This is a genomic window from Rhizorhabdus sp. P4_G5 (assembly GCF_056401065.1).
This window is the reverse complement of sequence record NZ_JBFUKB010000004.1, coordinates 133,333-154,937: the sequence shown is the minus strand read 5'-3', so window position 1 is coordinate 154,937 and position 21,605 is coordinate 133,333. Positions and strand designations below refer to the sequence as shown.

Here is a 21,605-nt window from a genome sequence, read left to right as displayed (position 1 = left end):
GTCATCGCTCCCCATCGAAATCGGGATAGCCGGCATCCTGCCCGGATATCACCTCCGGCGCGGCGGGCCAGTCGATCGCGAAGGCCGGGTCGTTCCAACGGACGCCACGGCCATGGCCGGGCTCGAACATCCGGTCGATCTGATAGAAGATGTCGGTCGCCGGCTCGAGCGTCAGGAAGCCGTGCGCGACACCTTCGGGGATCAGCAGCGCCCGGCCATTGTCGGCGGACAGTTCGGCCGCGGTCCAGCGCAGATAGCTGCTGCTGCCGGAGCGAAGATCGAGCGCCACGTCGAAGATCCGGCCGCGCACCACCCGCACCAGCTTCGCCTCGCCATAAGGCGCCGGCTGATAGTGCAGGCCGCGCAGCGTCCGCGCCGCGAAATTATGCGACAGGCTCGACTGGAGCGGCGTGAAGCCATAGCCCGCCGCCGCGAATTCGGCGGGGCAGAAGCTGCGCGCGAAATAGCCGCGCTCGTCGGCGATCGGCTCGAGATCGACGAGGGCAACGCCGTCGATGCCGGTCGCCGTGAAGCGCATCAGTCGAGGATCTCGACATGCGGCGTGGCGATGACGAACTTGCCACCCCAGTCGCGGATCACCGCCATCTGCTCCATGATCTCGCCCTTCAGGTTCCAGGGCAGGATGATCAGATAATCGGGCCGGATCCGCTCGACCTCGGACGGGGCGAGGATCGGGACATGGCTACCCGGCAGATAGCGCCCCTGCTTGTGGGGGCTGGCGTCGAACACGGCCTTGATCCGGGGAAATTTCACCCCGGCATAGTTGAGGAAGGTGTTGCCCTTCGCCGCCGCGCCATAGGCCGCCACGGACTTGCCCTGGCGTTCCGCCTCGCCGAGGAAGCGCAGGAAGCCGTCGCGCACCCCTGCGGCTCTCGTCGCAAATTGCTCATAGGGTACCCTGCTGCCCAGCCCCGCCTCTTCCTCGCGCGCGCGCAGGTCGAATAGCGCCAGCGTTTCCCGATGCGCCGACCCGGCATGCGCGCAGAACAGCCGCAGCGAGCCGCCATGGGTCGACAGCAGCCCGACATCGAACACCTTGAGACCGTTGGCCGCCAGCACTTTCTCGACCGCCAGCAGCGAAAGATAGGAGAAATGCTCATGGTAGATGGTGTCGAACTGGATCAGTTCGATCTGGGTGAGCAGGTGGGGGAATTCGAAGGTGAGCACGCCCTCGTCCTTCAGGACGATCGGAAAGCCGGCGACGAAGTCGGCGATGTCGGGAACATGGGCCAGCACATTATTGGCCGCGATCAAGTCCGCCCTGATGCCCCGCGCGGCAAGGTCCGCCGCCGTCGCTGCGTTGAAGAAGGATATCTCGGTCGGCACGCCGCGCTCGACCGCGGCCGCGGCGGTGTTCGCGGTCGGCTCGATCCCCAGCACCGGGATGCCCTTCTCGACGAAATGCTGCAGCAGATAGCCGTCATTGCTGGCGATCTCCATCACCAGCGAGTTCGCGTCGAGGCCGAGCCAGGGGGTCATCGCATCGGCATAGCGCTTGGCATGCGCCACCCAGCTCGCCGAATAGGAGGAGAAATAGGCATATTGATCGTCGAAGATCAGGTCGAACGCGACAGGATCGTCGACCTGGACGAGGAAGCACGCCTCGCAGACCCGCGCATGCAACGGATAATGGCGCTCGGTGCCGGCATCGAGCGTGGTCTGGCTGAGGTACGAGTTCGCCAGCGGCTGGTCGCCGAGATCGAGGAAATCGAGCGTCAACGGCGCGCGGCAGAAACGACAGGTGGCTATGGTCATCGAGACTCTTCGTAGCGGGAGATCTGTTCCTCGCACAGGGCGAGCGCGGCAGCGCCATCGGCGAGCCGGCGATACCAGTCAATCGTCCAGTCGACCGCGGCCGGCGCATCGAGCAGGCTGTCGAAGCCTAGCAGGCGCCGTGCAAGGCCGGTGTCGATGCCCAGCATGCGCGCTTCGATCGAGCCGGCATCGGGCTCGTGCCGCCACGCGCTCGACCCCATCGCGGCGGTTGCACGCATCGCGAGCTCGCCGACGGTCATCACCGGCCCGTCGGCACGGGGCCCAAAGTTCATCGCCCTCGGCAGCGCCGGATCGGTCGCGAGCCGCTCGGCATAGACGAGATAGCCGGCGACGCAGTCGAGCACATGCTGCCACGGCCGCGTCGCCTCCGGATGGCGCAGGACGGTGACCTCGCCAGCGCGCGCGGCGCGGACGATGTCGGCCATGATGCGGTCCCGCGAATAGTCGCCGCCGCCAATCACGTTGCCGCCGCGCGCGGTGGCCAGCGGTACGCCCGCCTGTTCGAAATAGCTCCGTGCGAAGCTGGCAGTGACGATCTCCGCCGCTGCCTTGGACGCCGAATAGGGATCCTTGCCGCCGAGCGCGTCGCCCTCGGCAAAGGCCCGGCCGGTCTCCGCGTTGGCATAGACCTTGTCCGACGTGATCACGAGGATCGCCCCGGGCGCGGGCCCGTTCCGCAGCGCGTCGAGCAGATGGGCCGTGCCCATGATGTTGGTCGCAAAGGTGGCGATCGGATCGCCGATCGACGCACGCACCAGCGCCTGTGCCGCCATGTGGAGAACGATATCGAAGCGCTCGTCCGCCAGCGCGGCGCTGACGGCATCCTTGCCGCGCAGGTCGACGACGCGGTGATCGACCAGATCCGCCACGCCGGCCAGCTCGAACAGGTTGGGACTCTCCTCGGGCGCCAGCGCGAGGCCCGTCACCCTGGCACCCATCCGCGCCAGCCAGATCGCCGCCCAGGCGCCCTTGAAGCCGGTGTGCCCGGTCAGCAGCACGCGCTTGCCCGACCAGTAATCCCGGCTCGGCCGCGTCATTCCCAGGATCGCCAGGGCGCGCGACCGTTCGACCAGAGCGTCTCCAGCTCGTTCTTGTCGCGCAGGGTGTCCATCGCCTTCCAGAAGCCGAGATGGCGATAGGCCATCAGCTGCCGATCGCGCGCCAACCCCTCCAGTGGTTCGGCCTCAAACGGCGTCGCGTCACCAGCGATGCGGCCGACCACTTCCGGCTGCAGCACGAAGAAGCCGCCATTGATCAGGCCATTGTCCCCCGGCGGCTTTTCGATGAAGCAGTCGACCTGATCGTCGCTGAGCGCGAGCGCGCCATAGCGGCCGGGAGGCGACACCGCCGTCACGGTCGCGTCGCGGCCATGCTGCCTGTGGAACGCCGCGAGCGCGGTCAGGTCCACATCGGCCACGCCATCGCCATAGGTGAAGAAGAACGGCTCACCGGGGGTCAGATAGGGCTCGACCCGCCTGAGCCGCCCGCCGGTCATCGTGTCGGTGCCGGTGTCGACCAGCGTCACCCGCCACGGCTCGTGGTTGGTCGCATGATATTCGACCGAACCCTTGCCAAGGTCGACGGTCAGGTCGGCATTGTGCAGCACATAGTTGGAGAAATACTCCTTGATGACATAGCCCTTGTAGCCGAGGCACACGACGAAATCGTTGAAGCCGTGCTGCGAGAACAGCTTCATGATGTGCCAGAGGATCGGCCGGCCGCCGATCTCGATCATCGGCTTGGGCTTGAGGTGGCTCTCCTCCGAGATGCGCGTGCCCAGCCCGCCGGCCAATATCACCGTCTTCATGGTCGGTCCCCCGTGGAGCTCGTCAGGCGATGCGCTTGACGAAGGCATCGGGCCAATAGGTCACGCGCTTGGCGACGGCGCCCTCGTTGAACGGGAAGGCTGGCTCCTCGATCACGAAGCGCGGGTCTTCGGCGACGAAGGCGTGCGCCGCCTGTTTCGGGTTGTTCCAGGTCCAGTCCGCCTCGGTACGCGGTCCGCCGGCGACCTGTTCCATGATGCCGTCGGTCGCGACGATATAGCTGCCGATTCCGACCAAGGGGGCATAGGCGCGCAACTCGTCGAGCACATGGCCCTTGCTGTGGTTCGAATCGAGCACCACCAGCACCGTTTCGCCGGGCTTCACCAGCGCCGCAGCCTGCGCAACGATCTCGGGCGCGGTCGACGATCCTTCGAGCAGTTCGATGCGTTTCTTCATCGGATGGGCCTCGATCGCGTCGCGATTATGCGGGCGGATCTCGATGTCGATGCCGACGACGCGCCCCTTGCCCATCGCCTCGAACAGTGACGCATAGAATATCAGCGAGCCGCCATGGGCAACCCCCGTCTCGATCAGCACATCGGGCTTGAGCGCCCAGATCACCTCCTGCAGGCGGATCATGTCTTCGGGCAGCTGGATGATCGGACGGCCCATCCAGGCGAAGCTGTAGACATATTTGGAATCCCAAGTCGCCCGCACCCAGGCGCGCGACGCCGCGTCGAAGCCCTCGGCGGTCGCAAGACTGTGGCGAACCTCGCTATCGCCATCGCGCACGATGACGATGCCCTGCTCCTCGTCGATGGTCGTGATCAAAACTCGGTCCTTCCAAATGTCGTCATGGCCACCCCATTATCCACACTTGCCGCTTTGATGAAGCAGTAAGCGCATCAGTGGCGGTCAACCGGATGCGACCTGGTCTATCACCGCCATCCACGCGGGCAGCCCGACGCCGCGGCTGTCGAAGCGGGAGACCGCGGKCTCCCSCGCGGCCCTGCGCATGGCGAGAAATGCCGCCGGCTCGCGCACGGCGCGCACCATCGCCGCGGTCAGTGCGCCGATATCGAAGAAGTCGTTGAGCACGCCATCGACGCCGTTCGTCACCGCATCCCGCACCGGCGCGACATCGGAACCCAGAATCAGGCACTCGCACGCCATCGCCTCTAGCAGCGACCAGGACATGATGAACGGATAGGTATAATAGACATGGGCCCAGGAGATCGACAGCGCGTCGATCATCCGGCTGTGCTCGACATAACCAAGGAAATGAACCCGGTCAGGATCGAGCCTGTCGCCGACCTCCGCGAGCATCCGATCCTTCCATTCCTGGCCATCGGGCAGCACCTGGCCGTAGGAAACCCCCTTTTCATCGCCGATCAGCACGACATGCGCGTCGGGACAGGCGGCGAGGAATTCCGGCAGCGCGCGCATGAAGACATGGAAACCGCGCAACCGCTCGAAGCGGCGATTGATGAAGGTAATGACCGGCGTGGATGCGTCAAGGCGGCGTCCGTTCGGGAGATCCAGCACCGCGTCGGGACGGCGGCGCGCGCGTCGGGTGTCGATGCCTTCGTGGATGATGTCGATCATCGGCTGGAAGACGGGCGGAAAGCTGTTGGCCTGAAAAGGCGTGGGGCAAACGATCCGGCTGCCGGTCGAGAAGGCCAGCGCCTGGGTCGCATTCTTGGCGTGGATGCGCAGGTTTTCACCGAAGTTCAGCGCGTCGAATTCCGGATCGAAATCGGTGTCGAGCCCCTTCGCCTGATAATAGAGCTCGCCCAGCAGGATCTGCGGCGCATCGGGGAAGACGCTGCGCAGATGCAGTGTCTCTCCCCATTGCGGGTGCGCAATCACGAGATCGGGAACGAAGCCCCGCTGCTTCAGCTCGGCGGCAGCACGCACTGCGGCGGTGCCACGAATCATATCCGCCTCCGCGCGCACGGCCTGATAGAATATATCCGGAGTCGATCCACGCCCGGCCTGCCAGCGCGCAAGCGGCACCCCGTCCATCGGCTTCGCCGTCGGCCCACCGATCGCGACCACCCTGTCGCCGCGCTCGAGGAGGGCTTTCGTGATATGGACGAACTGGCCGGGGAAGTTCTGGTGGATGATCAGGATGTTGCGGCTCGCCATGGACGGCCCGTTCCTCCACCAAGTTCGAAGCGCCATCGATGACCCTGCGTTAGCGGCGGACGGGGCGATTGACTAGGCCGGGCTTGCGTTAGAGCACCACCGCGAACCGCTGCTCGATTACCGTCTTTCCACCCCGCATCACCACATAATGCGCGGCATAGCGCCCGGCCGGCCAGCCCGCTGCCGGCCGCTTCTTGCCAGCGAAGATCAGCCACTGCGCCTTGTTGCGATCAAGCGGCTGGGCGCGATTCTCCGACAATATGGTGCCGTCGGGCGCGGCGAGGCTGAGAATCTGGACGTCGCCGCCTTGCAGGCCGATCGCGCGGACGAAGGCGACGAGCGCGGGCGCATCCCGGCTCGGGCGCGGCAGCTGGTCGGCGCCATTCTCCTCGACCGCAGCCATCGCCACGGGTCCGGTCGCAAAGCCTGAATTGAGCACTTCCCCCGCCCGATACGCGTCGGCCAGTCCGGCAGACGGCGCCCACAGGTTGCGTCCGCCGCCGCACGCGCCGGGCTTCGCTCCATAAGCGAAGGGATCGATCGCCTTCCCCGCCTGGCGGACGATGAAATGAAGATGCGGGAACTCGGCGTCGCCGGACATGCCGACCTTGCCCAGCGGCGTGCCGGCCTTCACCGCCTGCCCCGGCTTCACCGCCAGGCTGCCGCGCAGCATGTGGCAATATTGGGTCTGCACGCCCGATCCGTTGTCGATCACCACGCCGTTGCCGCACTCCCGGCCGGCGACCGAGGCCGGGCCGGCGATCTTCACCGATATGTCGGGCATGCCGTCCCGCAGGCTGAGCACCGTACCGTCCGCGGCCGCCAGCACGGCGACGCCGCGGCGGGCATCGGCCATGCTCCTGATCCGAAAATCGGTGCCGTCATGCTTGTCATAGGTGCGGGCGCCGCAATGATAGTCGCCTATGCCGGGCGTCGGGTCGATATCGACATAATGCTGGATCGCGCAGTTCTGGCCGATCCTGCAGGCGATCGGCAGGGCCAGCTGCGGGAGATCGCCATCGGCTGCGAGCAGGAAAGGCAGCGCAGCAAGAGGCAGCAGGCCGAGCCTCATGTCACCGGCCTGCCCGCCGGCATTCGCGTCGATGCGCCCGGCTATCGCCGCAGCGTCTCGAGCCGATCGACCAGCGCAGAAGCGGTGGCGGCGACACTGCGCTTGTCCCAGACATAGGCCTGCGCAGCGAGCGCACGGCGCGCGGCTTCCCCGCGATCGTCCAGCACCGCGCGCAGCGCATCGAGCCAGCCCGCCGCATCGACGAACAGCGCATGCCGGCCGAGCAGCGGATCGGCACGATAGGCGGGGCCATCGCTGAGCAGGGGGAGGATGGCGAGCGCGGCATAGTCCAGAGCCTTAATGTCCGACTTGCAGCGATTGAACGCATTGTCGGCGAGCGGAGCCAGACCCAGGTCGAACGGTCCCTGCGCCCGCAGCCAGCGCACGAAGCGGGGATAGCTGACATCCTCCGCCGATGGCACCAGCCGGTGCAGCCAGGGCGCCGACGCCAGATCGGGATCGATGCCGATGACGGTCAGGTCGAAGGCATCGCCGCGCTCGGCATGCAGCGCGTCGAGCGCCGGGCGGATCATGGCGAAATCCGCGCCATGGGTGTGCGTGCCCATATAGACCATGCGGACCTTGTCGCCCGAGAAGGGGGCGGGCCGCTGAGCCCGCCAGTCGCGCCACAGCCGGGGATCGAGCGCATTGGCGACGATCGCGCTGCGCGGCGTCAGCCGGGCATAGGCCTGGGCGAGCTCGAGCGTCGAGAACCATGTTTCCGCCGACGCCGCGATCACGCGATCGAGGGCCGCATTGAGCGGGCGATACAGGCCGTGCTCGGGATGGTCCGCATCGATAAGGGTGAAGGCGTCGTCCACATCGGCCACCAGCGCCGCGCCGAGTTCGCCCAGCCGCCGCACCACGGCGTCGACCGCGGCGACCGACGGCAATGCGGTGCGCTGGACGATGCAGACGTCGCAGTCCGGAACCGGATCTTCGGGCGCGCCCAGGGTCAGGCGCACGCGCTGCGCGACGCTCTCGTCGGTCAGCGGCGCGACCAGGCGGATATAGGCCGAGCTCTGCGGTCCGATCGTACTGTGCCGGGCGACGACATGGACCCGCAGCCGATCGTCGAAGTCGGGCGCGGGCGGCGGGAATGGCGACGGCAGGCCGAGGATCGCGAAGGCGTCGCCGACGAAGCTGCGGGCGCGCGCATCGAAGCCATGCTCTTCATGGACATAGGCGGCCGCAAGCTGCGCCGCCTTCGGATCGTGCGGCCGTGCGAGCATCTCGTCGACCGCCGCCGCCAGCTCGGCCGGGCCGGAGACCTGCGCCACCGCATCACCGAACACGGATGCCATCGACGGCACCGGATCGGAAACCACCCTGCCCCCGCTGCCGACGGCATCGAACAGCCGGTTCGAAAGCAGCCCGAAGGCGCGCATCGATGGCCAATGGTCGTTCAGCACCACGCCCGCCGATGCGTAGAGTGCGCCGAGATCGCGATTGTCGATATTCTTCGCCCGCACCAGTCCGGGCGGCACGCGCCCTTCCCAGCCATCGCCATAGATGACGGGCGGCCTGCCGGCCTCGATCGCCCAGCGGACGATGTCGCGCTCGACTCCGCGCGAATTGCCGACGAACACCACATCCGGCGCGGGCGGGGCATCGCGGGGGTGGAAGCGCTCGGGATCGGTCGCCTGCAGCATCGCCGCGACCGGCGGCCGGACGACATGCGCGAGCAGCGCCGCGTGGGATTCCGACGCGGCATAGACCCGGCTGTAGCGGTCATATTCGTCGAAGCCGACCTGGTCGGGATGGCTGATGTTCCACAGGAAGGCCATCTGGCCGGCGCGCGGCTCATAGCCGATCAACCCGCGCAGCACGATCACCAGATCCTCGCTGGCGATGGGATGACCATGCCAGCCGCCGCGGAAGTCGATCCGCGCGCGGTGACCGAGCCGCTCGATCGCCGCCGCCAGGCTCTCCGCGAAATGATAATCGCCCCACGCCGCCTTCTCGTCCTCGGGCGCGGCGATCTTGATCGCGACGTTGAGCTTCAGCTGCGCCGCCAGTGCGTGCGCGTCGCGCCCGGTCGGCAGCCCCAGCTTGTTCTTGACGCGGACCAGTGCCTGGAAGGCAGCAGGCTCGCTCACCGTGATCCGGCCCCGGTCGCTCTTGGCGTCGTGATATTCGCAGCCGACGAACGGCGCATAGCCGACCGGCCGGTCCTTGCCGTAGCGCAGGATCAGGTCCCAATCGACCATCCGCCGCAGATTGCGATCGAACAGGCCGAGCTGGTCGACCAGTGCCCTGCGATGGCAGAAGGCGTTGAGGTCGACATAATTCTCGGCGAGGCAGGCTTCCCAGTCGAAGTCGTCGCCGCGATAGCCGGTCAGCTGGTTGAGCTCGTCGCGCAGCGCGATCCCCGAATAGGCGACGTCCAGGCGCTGCGACGTCATGAACAGCGCCATTACGTCGAGGAACCAGCTCTTCCAGCTGTTGTCGCTGTCGAGATAAGCGACGATCTCGCCGGCCGCGGCCTCAAGACCAAGGTTGCGAGCGGCGCTGACGCCGCCATGGGCGCCCTTGATGACGCGCACGCGCGGATCGCTGGCGAAGGCGGCGGCGATCTCGGCAGTACCGTCGGTCGAGCCATCGTCGACCACCAGCAGTTCTAAATGCCGATGGCTCTGCGCGAGCACCGAGCGAATGGCGGCGGCAATGCGGTCGGCCCGGTTATAGGCGGGCATGACGACGCTGATCAGCGTCTCGTCGGCGTCGCGCCGTACCGTTTCGGGCAGGCCAGTCATCTCGCGCAGGAAGGCTTCTTCGCGGGCGATGTCGAAATGCCGGTAGAAGCGCCGCGGCCGCTCGTCGGATGTCTCGTAGCGCGGCCGGCTGACCGGGATCGCCAGCCTGCCCTCGGCCGCGCCGATTTCCAGGAAATGCTGCAGCGGATCGCCTGCAACATCGTCATAGCTCTTGCGGTAGAAGACACCGTCGAACAGCGGCCCGGTCGAGCGGCCCTCGGCCGCGCCATGATGGATATAATGGTGGAGCGGATGCATGCCCGCCGCATGCACGTCGGCGTGGATGCTGTTGTACCAGCTGCTCGAGAAATAGAGGTTGGGATCGAGCGCGTCGGCCTCGCGGCCACGGCGGATATAGTCGATCAGCGGATTATGGGTCGCGATCAGCGCCGACAGATCGGCATCGGGCGGCCCGACGCCCAGCCCCGCCGCATCGACGAGGGTCTGGATCACCGGCTCGTGCGACGGTGCGCCCGGCGCCTGGACGAGTTCGATGCAGCCATCCTCGACCAGCCCGATCTTGCCACCCAGCCCAAGTGGAGCGAGGCCGAACAGCCGTTCCACCGCGTGGCCGAGCGCGCCGTCGCGCTGCTGGCTGATCGTCCCGGCCTCGCCGAAATCGGCCAGCGCAGCGACTTTCTCCAGCAGCGTGCGGCGCGCCCAGAAGAAGGTGCCGGCGAAGAAGCCCCAGTCGGCAGGCGGATAGGCCGGCGCCACGAGGTGCGGCGCCAGATCCGACAGCAGCTCGGCATTGCGGAACAGGTGGCTCGCCACCGACTTGTAGAGCGGCTTCGGTCCGAGCAGCGAGAGATCGGGATGCGCGGCGAATGCGGCAACGACGTCGTCGACCAGCGCCGGCGACGCGATCATGCCGTCATAGGCAAGCTGGCGCCACTCGGGCGCATAGCCCGATCCGCCCTTCTTCGTGTGCAGCTTGCCGATCAGGTCATAGCCGCGCTCGGCCAGCATCGGCAGCAGCTCGAACAGCGGGCCGATGTCCCACCCGCGGTTGCCGACTGCGACCAGCTCCGCCTTGCGCGGCAGCCGGTCGAGTGCGGCCAGCACGCTCTCGTCGAGGACGACGCTATGGGTGACGAAGATATCGACCGCTGCGCCCAGCGCCGCGACCCGATCGATCAGCTCGACCGCCACCTCCGGATAGAAGAGGTGCAGGACCAGCGCGGCCTTCATCGCCCGCCTCCCGCCGCGAGCCGCCGCGCCATCTGCCGCGCGTAGAAGCCAGTGTCGAACAGCGGGTGCGGATTATCGCCCCTGGCCGCGCCTATCGTCAGATAATGCTCGATCGGGTCGAGCCCGCTGCTCGCCGCGTCGGGATAGCTGGCGAGATACCAGGCCTCGTCGAACAGCCCGCTGTCGCGGATCATCGCCACCGCCTCGGCATGCGGCGGGGTCGGCGCGGGCATCGACTGCGGTGGGGGCGTGACGTTATGCGGCTCGGCGGGCGTGGCGGGGATCTCCGCAGCACCCGTCCGGCGGTGGCGCAACTCGTCATGTATGATGTCGTCGGCAAGCCACGGAACCGCATCGAGCCGCGCATAGGCGGCGTCGAGCGCTGCGCGAGCCGCCTCGTCGTCGCGGTCGAGCATGGCCTCCAGCCCATGCCGCACCGCCTCGACGATAGCGCCAAGGGGCTGCTCCAGGTTCGACGCTGCATCGCCATGGTGGCGCAGCGCCGGATCGAGGAAATTGTCGATCGCCTCCGCCGTTTCGCCCTCCGGCATCTCACCGCCGGTCAACGGCAGCAGCCGGCGAGCGGCATCACGCCAGTCGCCGAGCATCGCGTCGAAGTCTATCACCGTGCGCATGAGGCTGCGGCTGGCGCGCTCGGCCTCCATCATGTGCCGCAGCCACAGGAGATGCGCGAAGGCCGAGGTGGTGCCGTCGCGGCTGGCGATCGACCGGGCGACCGCAGCCGGGTTGCGCAGCATCAGCACCGCGCGCGCGGCGATGCCATGCTCGGCCAAGGTCTCGACGATGGTCGGCACGAACCGGCACTGGCGCGGATCCTTGATCGCCATCAGCCGCGCGTCGCCGAACGCGGCCGTCACGGCCTCCCAGATCCGGTCCTTGCGCGAGCGTAGTGCCGAAGCATCGAGCCTGGAGAGATCGAGCGGACGCGGATCGAACCAGCTGGAACGGGCGACCCGCAAAAGCTGGTCGTCGGCCTTCACGATGGCCTCCGACTCCCAATAGCCGCGCGCATTGTCGGCGTGCGCGTCGATCGCATCGGCGGGCAGCGCCGCGCCGAGATGGCCGATCAGCCGCGCGAGCGCGGAAGTACCGCTGCGATGCATGCCGAGCACCAGGATCGCGGTGCGCGCTTGGCTGTTGTCGGGCCGCCCCAATCTCGTCTCCGTTGCCGTCGCGGCGACGGTTAGCGGCTATGGCCGGACCGGGGAAGACTATTCGTCGGGCGCGTCCAGCATGGCTTCGTCGCACATGACCTCGACCCATCGCCGCGCGGCGGCCACGGTCGCATCGGGCGCTTCCGCCTTTAAAGTCGCCGGTGCCGGCGCCTCTATGCCGGCGGCGTGGCGCAGGAACACCGACATGACGTGCGCCACCCCTTCCTCGGTCACGTTGCGCAGGTCCTCGGCGAAGTAGCGCGCACCCGCGGGAGCGCCGGTGATGATCTCATAGGAGGGGAAGTAGAAGACGCCGGGATGGTCCTCGGCGATCTCCTGCGCCGCGGCCCGGAGCACCGACTTCGAATAGGTGGTCGCGGCGAGCACATGGTTGCCGCTCGCCGTCGCCGCCAGCGGCACCGGCGAGACGGTGAGGATGATGCGCGCACCCGGATTGACGCCGCGAAGCCGCGCGATGAAGGCGGCGAGATCGCTCACGACCTCGCCAGTCCGGAAATTGTGGAAGCGGTGGCGGCCGGCGTCGAACACCCCGCCCGACACGCCGGGACAAAGCGGAAACACCGCTCCGTCGACTGTCGACACCCATCCTTCGGTCAGCCCCAGGGTGAAGACGAAGACGTCGAGCGTCTCGAACATCTCCCGGACGCGGGACAGGTGATGGGTACGATCGGCGCGCAGTTCGGCCTCGCTCGCGAAGCCGCCCGGCTCGATGGTCGGGCGAAACGGGTCGACCAGGCCGCTGCCGCCGGGCGCGGGCCAGATATCCTCGGCCGGGGTGAAGGCGCCATAGGCCCGGTCGAACAGCTGGAGCAGCTGCCGGGCAGTGTAGATATTGCCGTAGCGCGCGCTGTACAGGCCATAGCCGTGGCGCTCCGCGACATGCGGCGGCACGATCGGGTGCGCGCTCTCTGTGACCAGGAAATCGAAGCCGCTGTTCTTCAGGTGGCGGGCGATGTTCTGCGCAAAGCAGCTTCCCGCGGTCGCGACCTTGTCCTCGCGGGCGAGGGTGAGGAAAGCGCCCGCGACCGGATCGATCGCCGGGCCTTTGCCAGCCACCGAGCGGCGCCAGAACGCCGTGGCGGGCATGTCGCGATAGGGATGGGACGTCACATCGCCTCCAATCCGCGGATCACCGCTTCGCCATAGGCGGCATTGCCATGGGTCGCATCACCGGCAAGATGCGGCAGCAGGAAGCCGTTATCATCCTGCGTCTCGCGCGGAACGGGCAGGAAGCCCAGCCCCAGTTCGGCGCAATAGCCGGCGATAATGCGCGAATGGAGCCGCCATATCTTGTAGCGCAATCTCGGCGAAGCGACGCCCAGCGCCGCGATGCCGCGATCCTTGAAATAGGCATCGGCCTGTGCGGCGATAGCGGCGCTGTCGGCCAATGGCGGTGGGGACTCGAGCTGGATGGCAGCGCCGGCCATCCGCCTTATCGCACGCAGCCGGGCTCGATCGCGCGCCAGTCCGTTCTCCAGGGCAGCGCGGACCAGCGCCTCCGAAAGAGGCTCGGCTTCGGGATCGAGCGGCGGCCCGTCCTCGCCGGACAGCAGGAAGTCATAAGGTCGGGGGTGGCGAATGAGCGCGAAGCCGTTGTGGACATTGCCGCCGCTGGCCGATGCGACCAGCGGGTCGTGCCGCGTGATCTGATCGCCGATTGCCTCCGCCAGCGCGGGAGCGAACCTGGCCTCGTCGCCGTCGCCGACCAGTTCGGGCGCATATTGCGGTTCGATCGTGTGGATCACGCGGGTCCGCAGCCGCTCGGGATCGGCCTCGCGCCTTATCTTCGCCGCCGCTCTGATCGCCGCGACATGGCTCTGGCCTATGACGAGGATGGCCCGGCTCATGGCACGACGGTGGCCCCGCCGAGGACATGGTCGCTATCGAACGGCAAGATCGCGATCTCTACCGACGACGCACCGGCCGCGGCCGCACGCAGCCGCTCGCGCGGCACCGCCAACGAGAAGCCATGCCGTCCGTCACCAAAGCCGTGCGGCACCAGATCAGGCCGATCGCGATCGGCGACCGCCACGCCGAGCGTTTCCCGCCCCAGCCGCGCCTCGATGGCAAGCTGCGCTGCGGGAAAGGCGCGGGCATGCGCCCAGCCTTCGAAGATCACCGTGTCGCCGTCGGCGCGGACGTCATCGAGGCAGCCATCCACCGCCGGCCGCGGGAAGGCCGACATTCGAGGCGCGAGGGCCGGACCGCCGACCTTCGCCGGTTGTACCATCCCGCTCTCCTGGAACATCGCCACCACCAGGCCCAGCATGCTGATCCCGTCGAAATAGTCCAGCCGCCGATTGCGCAGCCGATTGAGCACGGCGTCGCGATCGACCGATTGCCATAGCGCCAGATCGCCTTGCGCTTCGATCGTCGCGGCAAGTGCGGCACGGATTGCCGGAACATGGTTGATCGAGAATTGCCAGTTGCCAAACACCGGCGGCGCCCCCGCGCCCGGCAGGACGGGATCGGTCTGCGGCGCGTCCGGGCCCAGCTGCGCATCCCAGCGCTGCAACGCAAAGGGCAGCGCCAGCAATTCCGGGGCGCAACGCTCGATGATCCGATAATGGAGGAGCTCGATCTTGCGCTCCTCTGGCGTCAGCCGGAAGGCGAGCCGCAGCAGCGCCGGCGCGCCGAGCGGCACCACCGGCTGGCGCTCGAACGATTTGATCGCCCGGATCGCCCCGAGCCAATTGGGTATGCGATTGCGGTAGTAGAAGAGGTCGGGAAGATCCGCCTCGGACGCGCCGTTGCGCCGTGACTGTTCCATCTGTCCGGCAAGCTGCACCGCGAGCGCCTCGCGCGCCTCGGCCCGTAATATGCCCATCGGATCGAACGGCGCCTGCAGCCGCACCATCGCGATCGGATCGAGCCCTTCTGCCGGCAGCGGCTTCTTCGAATAGGCCTTGAGCACTTCGCCCATATGACCGGTGATCAGCGTCTCGGTGGCGATCCGCTCGCCGAGGATCAGGTCCCACCCGCCGACCATGCCGTCGGTTTGCCAGCTCTGCGCCATCAGCTTGTTGAAGAAGCGCTCGACCGTCCAGTGCGCCGGTTCATCGCTGCCATGCGGCGGCTCGCGCCGATGGGGAAGGCCCAGCGCCGCGGCGATGCCCGCGCCGGCAATCACGTCGGGATGCCCTGCATAGCCTCGGGTGAACAGCCGCAGCCTATCTTTGAGACCGCTCGCCAGGCACAAGGCGAGGATCACCCGGCTGTCCTTGCCGCCGGTAATCGGCAGGTCGATCGGCCCGTCCGCGGCGATGCCGAGCTGGATCGCCGCCTGGGCCTGGGCGATCCCCTCGCCGAGCATGGCATCGAGCGCCGGTGACCAGCCGCGCCCCTCCTCGAAGCGGACGATCGGAGATGCTGACGGATGGCTGGCCATGCCGTCCGGCCCGAAGCTCAACAGCTGCTCCTGCGCGAGTTGCGTCACCGCGCGATAGGCGGTGGCGGTGCCGACGCGATAACCGATCGCGGCGAGCCAGGTCAGGCCTGACGGATCGGCCATTCGGTCGCCGAGCACTGCCGCTACCAGCCCGGCGCGATTGGCCAGCACCGGCGTTTCGGCGGGTCCATGGAACAGCTGATGAAGCCCCGCCTGATCGGAGAAGGCGGTGAGCGTTCCGTCGGGATGCAGCCGCGCTACGGCATATTCCCCGGCGATGTCGTCAGGCCATGGCGCGCCGGGATGATCGAGCAACTGTGCCACCGCCGCGGCATCGAGCAGCATCGGCCGTCCCGAAACGATACGCCAGATCAAGCCATGGATGACGCACACACCCTGGCCGGGCTGCTGCCATAGCTGCTGAGCGGTCGAGTAGAAGTGCGTGCGAGTCGCGAAGATGGCGAAATGCCAGCGGCCCAAAGCCGTTTCGACCCTGCCGCGGACGGTCGATTCGGGGGCGATATGGACTTCGCGCGACAGCAGTGAATGAAGATCGCCGGGCTCGAGCCCGGAAGCGGCCGGTTCCCGCCAGAAGACAAATGAAGCCATCGCCAATGCCTTAGCAGCGGATACCGGACGAATCGAGCAGGGCGCGGAAATCCGCCAGTTCTCCAGAATCGAATAACCCGGCTGTTAGGCCGGGTTATTCTCTGGAGGATTCTGACTAATGACCTTCTTGGTTTAGCCCTTCGCCCCGACAAAGCAAGCGCGAAAGCGCAGAAGGGCACAAAGTTTTGCCCATGCGGATGGTGCGGGCGGTCGGAATCGAACCGACACTCCTTGCGGAACCGGATTTTGAGTCCGGCGCGTCTACCAGTTTCACCACGCCCGCACGGCGCTGAGCTATAACGCCTCGATCGCGGCGTGCAACCGCTCAGCGCGCCAGCGCCGAGCGAATGATCGCTTCGTAGATATCGGTCAGCGCGTGGAGATCGGCGATGGCCACGGCCTCGTCCAGCTTGTGCATCGTCGCGTTGCACAGGCCGAACTCGACCACCGGGCAGAGCCGCGACAGGAAGCGCGCGTCGGAGGTGCCGCCGGTGGTCGACAGCTCCGGGGTGAGGCCGGTCGCCTTGACGATGGCGTTCGAGATCAGCGCCGAGAAATCGCCCGGCGGGGTGATGAAGCTCTCGCCGGAGATCACCGCGCGGATCGTCGCGGCGGGGGCGTTCGCCGCCACCGTCGAGCGCACCAGTTCGACCAGCTGTGCGCCCGTATGCTCGTCGTTGAAGCGGATGTTGATGCGCGCCTTCGCCACCGCCGGAATCACGTTGGTCGCGCCGTTGCCGACATCGACGGTCGTAATCTCGAGGTTCGACGGCTGAAACCAGGCGTTGCCGTCGTCGAGGTGCAGACCGGCCAGGGCATCGAGCGCCTTCACCAGCGCCGGGATCGGATTGTCGGCAAGATGCGGATAGGCGACATGGCCCTGCGCGCCGCCATTCTCTATCCAGATATTGACCGATCCGCGCCGGCCGATCTTGACCATGTCGCCCAGCCGGTGCGTCGATGTCGGTTCGCCGACGAGGCAGAGGTCGGGGCGGACGCCGCGCTGGTTCATCCAGTCGATCAGCGCCACGGTGCCGTGGGTGGCGGGGCCTTCCTCGTCACCGGTGATGATCAGGCTGAGCGTGCCCGGCTGCTCGTCGAGACGCGCCGCGGCGGCGATGAAGGCGCCGATCGCGCCCTTCATGTCGACCGCGCCACGGCCGTAGAGCAGATCACCGCGAAGCTCCGGCACGAAGGGATCACCATGCCAGCCGTCGCCCGGCGGCACCACATCGCTATGCCCCGCAAAGGCGAAGTGCGGCGCGCCCTGCCCGCGCGTCGCGAACAGATTCTCGACCGGGCCGTCGGGAGCCTCGCCGGCGGCGAAGCGATGGACGGTGAAGCCGATCGCCTCCAATGCCTCGGCGATCACCGCCATCGCGCCGGCATCGGCGGGCGTCACGCTCGGGCAGGCGATCAGGCGCTTGGTCAGCGCGACGGGGTCGATTGCGTTCACCATGTCGCCCGCCTAGCGTCGCGCGTCCGTTATGCAAAGAGCCGTGAGACCCCGATGCCGAAGATCGATCTCGATACGATCCCCCAGACCAACGGCACCGGCTACCCGCCGATCTACGCCGGCGTCGTTCAGGATCGCTGGTATCGCCGCCTTGCCCCCGCGGCGGGGCTGATCGATTTCGGCGTCAGCCACGTCACGCTGAAGCCGGGTGCGTGGTCTGGCCAGCGCCACTGGCACGAGGGGGAGGACGAGTTTGTGGTGATGTTGTCGGGCCAGGCTGTGCTGGTCGACGACAAGGGCCGGACGCCGATCGGCCCGGGCGATTGCATCGCCTATCCCAAGAGAGACCCCAACGGCCATCACCTGATCAACGAGAGCGACGCCGATTGCGTGTTCATCGCGGTCGGCCGTCCCTCAGCGACCGACTGCCATTATCCCGACATCGACATGCACCTCGACGCCACCAAGGGCCGCCAGGTGCGCAAGGACGGCTCGGAATTTTGATGCCAGCTACGCCTTCTCCGCCGCGCGTTCGAACTTGTCGATCACCCAATGCTCGCCTGCGGCGCCTGCGCTCCACTCGACCATGAACGGATGGTCCCAGACCGCCGCGCAATAGTCCGACGCCAGCGCCGGTAGGGGGATCGAATAGGTACGGAAGCGGGTGACCACCGGGGCAAACATGATGTCGACCGCGCCGAACGCGCCGAACAGATAATCGCCGCCCTGGCCGAACTGTTCCTTCGCCTGGTCCCACAGCGAGGTGATGCGCTGGACATCGGCGGCCACCTCGGGCGTGAGCGGTTCCGGCGGATAGACATGTCGCATGTTCATCGTGTGCTGGGACCGCAGGGCGGTATAGCCGGCGTGCATCTCGGCCGCCATCGAGCGCGCGAGCGCGCGCGCCTTGTCGGCCGCCGGCCAGAAGCGGTCGCGCCCGACCCTGTCGGCCAGATAATCGATGATCGCCAAGCTCTCCCAGACGGCGGCGTCGCCGTCCCACAGCACCGGCACCTTGCCGTTGGAAGCGGCGAACTCGGGCGCCTGGCGACGGACGTCCCAGTCGTCGCCATAGAGCGAGACGACCTCCTCCTCGAACGGCAGGCCCCCCTGCTTCACCGCCAGCCAGCCGCGCAGCGACCAGCTCGAATAGACCTTGTTGCCGATATAGAGCTTGAGCGTCATGGCGAGCCTCCATGGTGGATGCGACGCCCCTTAGCTCAGGATTGGCGGCTTTCCCACCCATTGGGCTCAGGAAGAGATCGCCTCCAGGATCGCGGCGCGAAGCTCGGCGATGCCAAAATCCTTCTCGCTCGACGTCACCAGCAGGCGCGGATGAGCGGCGACATGCTTGCGGGCCTCGGCCTCGGTCTCCGCGGTCACTGCCGCCAGCTCGCTGGCCTTGATCTTGTCCGCCTTGGTCAGGACGACATGATAAGTGACGGCGGCCTTGTCGAGCATCGTCATGACCTCGCGGTCGACGTCCTTGATGCCGTGGCGGCTGTCGATCAGCACCAGGGCGCGCTTCAGCACGACGCGGCCGCGGAGATAGTCGTTGACCAGGAATCGCCACTTGCGGACCATGTCCTTGGGCGCCTTGGCGAAGCCATAGCCGGGCATGTCCACCAGCCGCATCACCGGCACGGCGCCCTCCTCGGGTGCGCCGACATCGAAGAAGTTGAGCTCCTGCGTCCGGCCCGGCGTGTTCGAGGTCCGGGCGAGGCTGTTGCGGTTGGTCAGCCGGTTGAGCAGCGACGATTTGCCGACGTTCGAGCGGCCGGCGAAGGCCACCTCGGGCGCGTCGGCGTCGGGCAGGAACTTCAGGTCGGGTGCGGACTTCAGGAAGCTGACCGGTCCCGCGAACAGCTTGCGCGCGGGCTCGATCAGATCCTCGATCGGAACCTCAGGGGGTCCGTCGTCGCTCATTTTTTCTTCACGGTCACGACGGCCGCAGAGGCTGGCGTCTCCATCATCGGATGCTTGCTGTAGAGCCATGCCTGCTGCGCGATCGTCAGGAAGTTCGAGGTGATCCAGTAGACCAGCAGCCCAGCGGCGAACGGCGCCATGACGAACATCATGATCCACGGCATCAGCGACATCACCTGCTGCTGTGCCGCCTCCATCGGCTGCGGGTTGAGCCGGAACTGCAGCCACATCGAAACCCCGAGCAGCAGCGCCAGCACGCCGATGCCGAGAAAGGCCGGCGGGGTGAAGTCGAGCAGGCCGAACAGGTTCAGGATGTGGAGCGGATCGGGCGCGGACAGATCGCGGATCCACAGGATGAAGGGCTGGTGGCGCATTTCGATCGTCACCATCAGCACCTTGTAGAGCGCGTAGAAGACCGGGATCTGGACCAGGATCGGCAGGCAGCCCGCGAGCGGGTTGACCTTCTCCTCCTGGTAAAGCTTCAGCATCTCCTGCTGGAGCCGCGGCTTGTCGTCCTTGTAGCGTTCCTGCAGCTCCTTCATCTTCGGCTGCACACGGCGCATGCCGGCCATCGAGCGGAACTGCTTCTGCGCGATCGGGAACATCAGGCCGCGCACCAGGAAGGTCAGGATGATGATCGCCACGCCGAAATTGCCGACCAGCTTGAACACCTGATCGAGCACCCAGAAGATCGGCTTCTCGATCACCCGGAACCAGCCCCAGTCGATCGCGCGGCCGAACTGTTCGATGCCCAGCGTCGCTTCATAATTGTCGAGCAGCTTCACTTCCTTCGCGCCGGCGAAGAAATGCTGGCTGACCGAGGCCGCCTTGCCGGGTGCGATAATGACCGGGCGACCGGTCAGGACCGCCTGATAGACATGCGGCGACGGCGACAGGAAACCGGCTTCCACCGGCGAACGCTGATCGGGCACCATCGCCGTCAGCCAATATTTGTCGCTGAAGCCTAGCCAGCCGCCCGTGCTGGCGAAGCGCGAGCCGGCGGTTCCTGCGGTGTCGAGATCCTGCGCCTTGACGAAGTCTACCGTGCGGTCGTTGGCCTTGGAGATCGCACCGACGCGATTGGTCCAGCTCCACGGATCGCGGGAAATCCCCTCGCGGGAGACCAGCCCGTAAGGCCGGGCGGCGACGGCGCTGGCGCCGCTGTTGATCAGCCTCTGCGTGACCGTGAACATGTAGTTCGCATCGACCGCGAACACCGTTTCGAAGCGCTGCCCGCGGCTGTTCGTCCAGCTCAGGGTTACGGGCGTCGAGGGCGTGAGTTTCTGGCCGGTGGCGGTCCATAGGGTGTTCGGGCCGGGTGCGTCGACACCGTCACCGGTCCAGCCGAAACCGGCATAATAGGAGCTCGGCGCGCCATTGGGAGACAGCAATCGGATCGGCGGTGCATTCTTCGCCACCGTCTCGCGATAGGCCTTGAGCACCAGATCATCGATCCGCGCGCCCTTGAGGTTGATCGAACCGGCGATCTTCGGCGTATCGATCGCGATACGCGGCGTATCGCGCAACACGACCGCGCGCGCGCGAATCGCGCCCGCCGTTTCCGCGACGGGGCCGGCGCCGGGCTGGGGCAGCACCTGCTCCTTGCCGCCTTCGATCTTGGTGACCGGCGGCTTGGCTACCGGGAAATACCGGTCGCTGAGCGCGGTCCATCCGAACAGGACGATCGCCGACAGAACGATCGCGAGGATCATGTTGCGCTGGTTATCCACCAAAAACTCCCGGAAAACTGTCGATGTTCAGGGTACCGGATCATGGCCCGAGCCACCCCAGGGGTGGCATCGGCAAATCCGGCGGAGCCCGAGCCATCCGCCTTTGAGCGCGCCATAGCGCGAGACGGCCTCGATCGTATAGGCCGAACAGCTCGGCACGTAGCGACAGGTCGGCGGCAGGATCAGCGATGGGCCCTTCTGCCAGGCCTTCGCCAGCAGGATGATGACCCGTCCGATCACGCCAGCGGCCTCGGCGAAATCTTCCCCAACGCTTTCAGCAGCTGCGCGCGCAGATCGGCGAAATCATTGTCGAGACCACCGGAGCGGCCGATCAGGACATGATCGGCACCGGCTATGCCGGCGATCGGCAGCAGCTCGCGAGCGAGCGCGCGGAAGCGTCGCTTGATGCGGTTGCGGACGACCGCATTGCCGATCTTCTTGGTCACGGTGATGCCCAGGCGCATGACGGGATCGTCATCGCCGCGCGGCCTTACCAGCAGCACGAAACCGGGCATTGGCGCCCGCCGGCCGCCATTCGCCGCCAGAAAATCCGCACGGCGCCGAAGCACC

Annotated in this window: 19 protein-coding genes and 1 tRNA gene; 1 reads left to right on the top strand and 19 read right to left on the bottom strand. The window is 67.0% G+C overall.

What is annotated here, in order from left to right:
• Position 1: 1 nt before the first annotated feature.
• From AC1DQK_RS08935 to dapE, 14 genes are all read right to left on the bottom strand, one after another.
• A complete protein-coding gene (locus AC1DQK_RS08935) occupies positions 2–538 on the bottom strand; it encodes a dTDP-4-dehydrorhamnose 3,5-epimerase family protein (RefSeq protein WP_477869556.1) in 537 nt (178 codons plus the stop codon).
• Positions 538–1,776: a methyltransferase domain-containing protein gene (locus tag AC1DQK_RS08930; RefSeq protein WP_477869554.1), complete on the bottom strand. Its 1,239-nt coding sequence runs from the start codon at positions 1,774–1,776 to the stop codon at positions 538–540. Before AC1DQK_RS08930 ends, AC1DQK_RS08935 begins: the two co-directional genes overlap by 1 nt.
• On the bottom strand, positions 1,773–2,834 hold the full coding sequence (gene rfbG, locus AC1DQK_RS08925; protein ID WP_477869552.1) for a CDP-glucose 4,6-dehydratase: 1,062 nt from the start codon (positions 2,832–2,834) through the stop codon (positions 1,773–1,775). Before rfbG ends, AC1DQK_RS08930 begins: the two co-directional genes overlap by 4 nt.
• Positions 2,831–3,604 carry a glucose-1-phosphate cytidylyltransferase gene (gene rfbF, locus AC1DQK_RS08920; protein ID WP_477869550.1) on the bottom strand — a complete coding sequence of 258 codons (774 nt, stop codon included), beginning with the start codon at positions 3,602–3,604 and terminating at the stop codon, positions 2,831–2,833. Before rfbF ends, rfbG begins: the two co-directional genes overlap by 4 nt.
• A 22-nt stretch (positions 3,605–3,626) precedes the next feature.
• Entirely contained in the window at positions 3,627–4,394 is a 768-nt protein-coding gene (locus AC1DQK_RS08915; RefSeq protein ID WP_477869548.1) for a cephalosporin hydroxylase family protein, read from the bottom strand.
• A gap of 84 nt (positions 4,395–4,478) precedes the next feature.
• Complete coding sequence (locus tag AC1DQK_RS08910) at positions 4,479–5,711, bottom strand: glycosyltransferase (protein WP_477869546.1); 1,233 nt, start codon at positions 5,709–5,711, stop codon at positions 4,479–4,481.
• 88 nt (positions 5,712–5,799) lie between these two features.
• Complete coding sequence (locus tag AC1DQK_RS08905; RefSeq protein WP_477869544.1) at positions 5,800–6,783, bottom strand: M23 family metallopeptidase; 984 nt, start codon at positions 6,781–6,783, stop codon at positions 5,800–5,802.
• 41 nt (positions 6,784–6,824) lie between these two features.
• Entirely contained in the window at positions 6,825–10,730 is a 3,906-nt protein-coding gene (locus AC1DQK_RS08900) for a glycosyltransferase (RefSeq protein ID WP_477869542.1), read from the bottom strand.
• The gene (locus tag AC1DQK_RS08895) at positions 10,727–11,905 is read right to left on the bottom strand and encodes a sulfotransferase family protein (RefSeq protein ID WP_477869540.1); all 1,179 of its coding nucleotides are present in this window, start codon (positions 11,903–11,905) and stop codon (positions 10,727–10,729) included. The genes AC1DQK_RS08900 and AC1DQK_RS08895 overlap by 4 nt, the downstream gene beginning before the upstream one ends.
• A gap of 57 nt (positions 11,906–11,962) precedes the next feature.
• Positions 11,963–13,036: a GSCFA domain-containing protein gene (locus tag AC1DQK_RS08890; protein WP_477869538.1), complete on the bottom strand. Its 1,074-nt coding sequence runs from the start codon at positions 13,034–13,036 to the stop codon at positions 11,963–11,965.
• Positions 13,033–13,773, bottom strand: a complete 741-nt coding sequence (locus tag AC1DQK_RS08885) for a hypothetical protein (protein ID WP_477869536.1) — start codon at positions 13,771–13,773, stop codon at positions 13,033–13,035. The genes AC1DQK_RS08890 and AC1DQK_RS08885 overlap by 4 nt, the downstream gene beginning before the upstream one ends.
• Complete coding sequence (locus tag AC1DQK_RS08880) at positions 13,770–15,923, bottom strand: hypothetical protein (protein WP_477869534.1); 2,154 nt, start codon at positions 15,921–15,923, stop codon at positions 13,770–13,772. Before AC1DQK_RS08880 ends, AC1DQK_RS08885 begins: the two co-directional genes overlap by 4 nt.
• Positions 15,924–16,121: 198 nt before the next feature.
• Positions 16,122–16,206 (bottom strand) — tRNA-Leu (locus tag AC1DQK_RS08875).
• Between the two features lie 42 nt (positions 16,207–16,248).
• The gene (dapE, locus tag AC1DQK_RS08870; protein WP_477869532.1) at positions 16,249–17,382 is read right to left on the bottom strand and encodes a succinyl-diaminopimelate desuccinylase; all 1,134 of its coding nucleotides are present in this window, start codon (positions 17,380–17,382) and stop codon (positions 16,249–16,251) included.
• Positions 17,383–17,433: 51 nt separating this feature from the next.
• On the opposite strand from dapE, the gene AC1DQK_RS08865 reads away from it, so the two are divergent.
• On the top strand, positions 17,434–17,883 hold the full coding sequence (locus AC1DQK_RS08865; protein ID WP_477869530.1) for a cupin domain-containing protein: 450 nt from the start codon (positions 17,434–17,436) through the stop codon (positions 17,881–17,883).
• Positions 17,884–17,889: 6 nt separating this feature from the next.
• Here the strand turns inward: AC1DQK_RS08865 and AC1DQK_RS08860 are convergent, their stop codons facing one another.
• The 5 genes from AC1DQK_RS08860 to rnpA form a co-directional block, all read right to left on the bottom strand.
• Complete coding sequence (locus AC1DQK_RS08860) at positions 17,890–18,564, bottom strand: glutathione S-transferase family protein (protein ID WP_477869528.1); 675 nt, start codon at positions 18,562–18,564, stop codon at positions 17,890–17,892.
• A gap of 66 nt (positions 18,565–18,630) precedes the next feature.
• On the bottom strand, positions 18,631–19,305 hold the full coding sequence (gene yihA / locus AC1DQK_RS08855; protein WP_477869526.1) for a ribosome biogenesis GTP-binding protein YihA/YsxC: 675 nt from the start codon (positions 19,303–19,305) through the stop codon (positions 18,631–18,633).
• Entirely contained in the window at positions 19,302–21,035 is a 1,734-nt protein-coding gene (gene yidC, locus AC1DQK_RS08850; protein ID WP_477869524.1) for a membrane protein insertase YidC, read from the bottom strand. Before yidC ends, yihA begins: the two co-directional genes overlap by 4 nt.
• 27 nt (positions 21,036–21,062) lie before the next feature.
• Positions 21,063–21,275, bottom strand: coding sequence for a membrane protein insertion efficiency factor YidD (gene yidD / locus AC1DQK_RS08845; RefSeq protein WP_477869522.1), 213 nt, complete (start codon positions 21,273–21,275; stop codon positions 21,063–21,065).
• The gene (gene rnpA / locus AC1DQK_RS08840; RefSeq protein WP_477869520.1) at positions 21,272–21,604 is read right to left on the bottom strand and encodes a ribonuclease P protein component; all 333 of its coding nucleotides are present in this window, start codon (positions 21,602–21,604) and stop codon (positions 21,272–21,274) included. Before rnpA ends, yidD begins: the two co-directional genes overlap by 4 nt.
• Position 21,605: the final 1 nt, after the last annotated feature.

Coding starts and splice junctions, on each gene's coding strand:
- AC1DQK_RS08935 (WP_477869556.1), bottom strand. CDS start 538: ATGCGCTTCACGGCGACCGGCATCGACGGCGTTGCCCTCGTCGATCTC.
- AC1DQK_RS08930 (WP_477869554.1), bottom strand. CDS start 1,776: ATGACCATAGCCACCTGTCGTTTCTGCCGCGCGCCGTTGACGCTCGAT.
- rfbG (WP_477869552.1), bottom strand. CDS start 2,834: ATGACGCGGCCGAGCCGGGATTACTGGTCGGGCAAGCGCGTGCTGCTG.
- rfbF (WP_477869550.1), bottom strand. CDS start 3,604: ATGAAGACGGTGATATTGGCCGGCGGGCTGGGCACGCGCATCTCGGAG.
- AC1DQK_RS08905 (WP_477869544.1), bottom strand. CDS start 6,783: ATGAGGCTCGGCCTGCTGCCTCTTGCTGCGCTGCCTTTCCTGCTCGCA.
- AC1DQK_RS08900 (WP_477869542.1), bottom strand. CDS start 10,730: ATGAAGGCCGCGCTGGTCCTGCACCTCTTCTATCCGGAGGTGGCGGTC.
- AC1DQK_RS08885 (WP_477869536.1), bottom strand. CDS start 13,773: ATGAGCCGGGCCATCCTCGTCATAGGCCAGAGCCATGTCGCGGCGATC.
- AC1DQK_RS08880 (WP_477869534.1), bottom strand. CDS start 15,923: ATGGCTTCATTTGTCTTCTGGCGGGAACCGGCCGCTTCCGGGCTCGAG.
- dapE (WP_477869532.1), bottom strand. CDS start 17,382: ATGGTGAACGCAATCGACCCCGTCGCGCTGACCAAGCGCCTGATCGCC.
- AC1DQK_RS08865 (WP_477869530.1), top strand. CDS start 17,434: ATGCCGAAGATCGATCTCGATACGATCCCCCAGACCAACGGCACCGGC.
- AC1DQK_RS08860 (WP_477869528.1), bottom strand. CDS start 18,564: ATGACGCTCAAGCTCTATATCGGCAACAAGGTCTATTCGAGCTGGTCG.
- yihA (WP_477869526.1), bottom strand. CDS start 19,305: ATGAGCGACGACGGACCCCCTGAGGTTCCGATCGAGGATCTGATCGAG.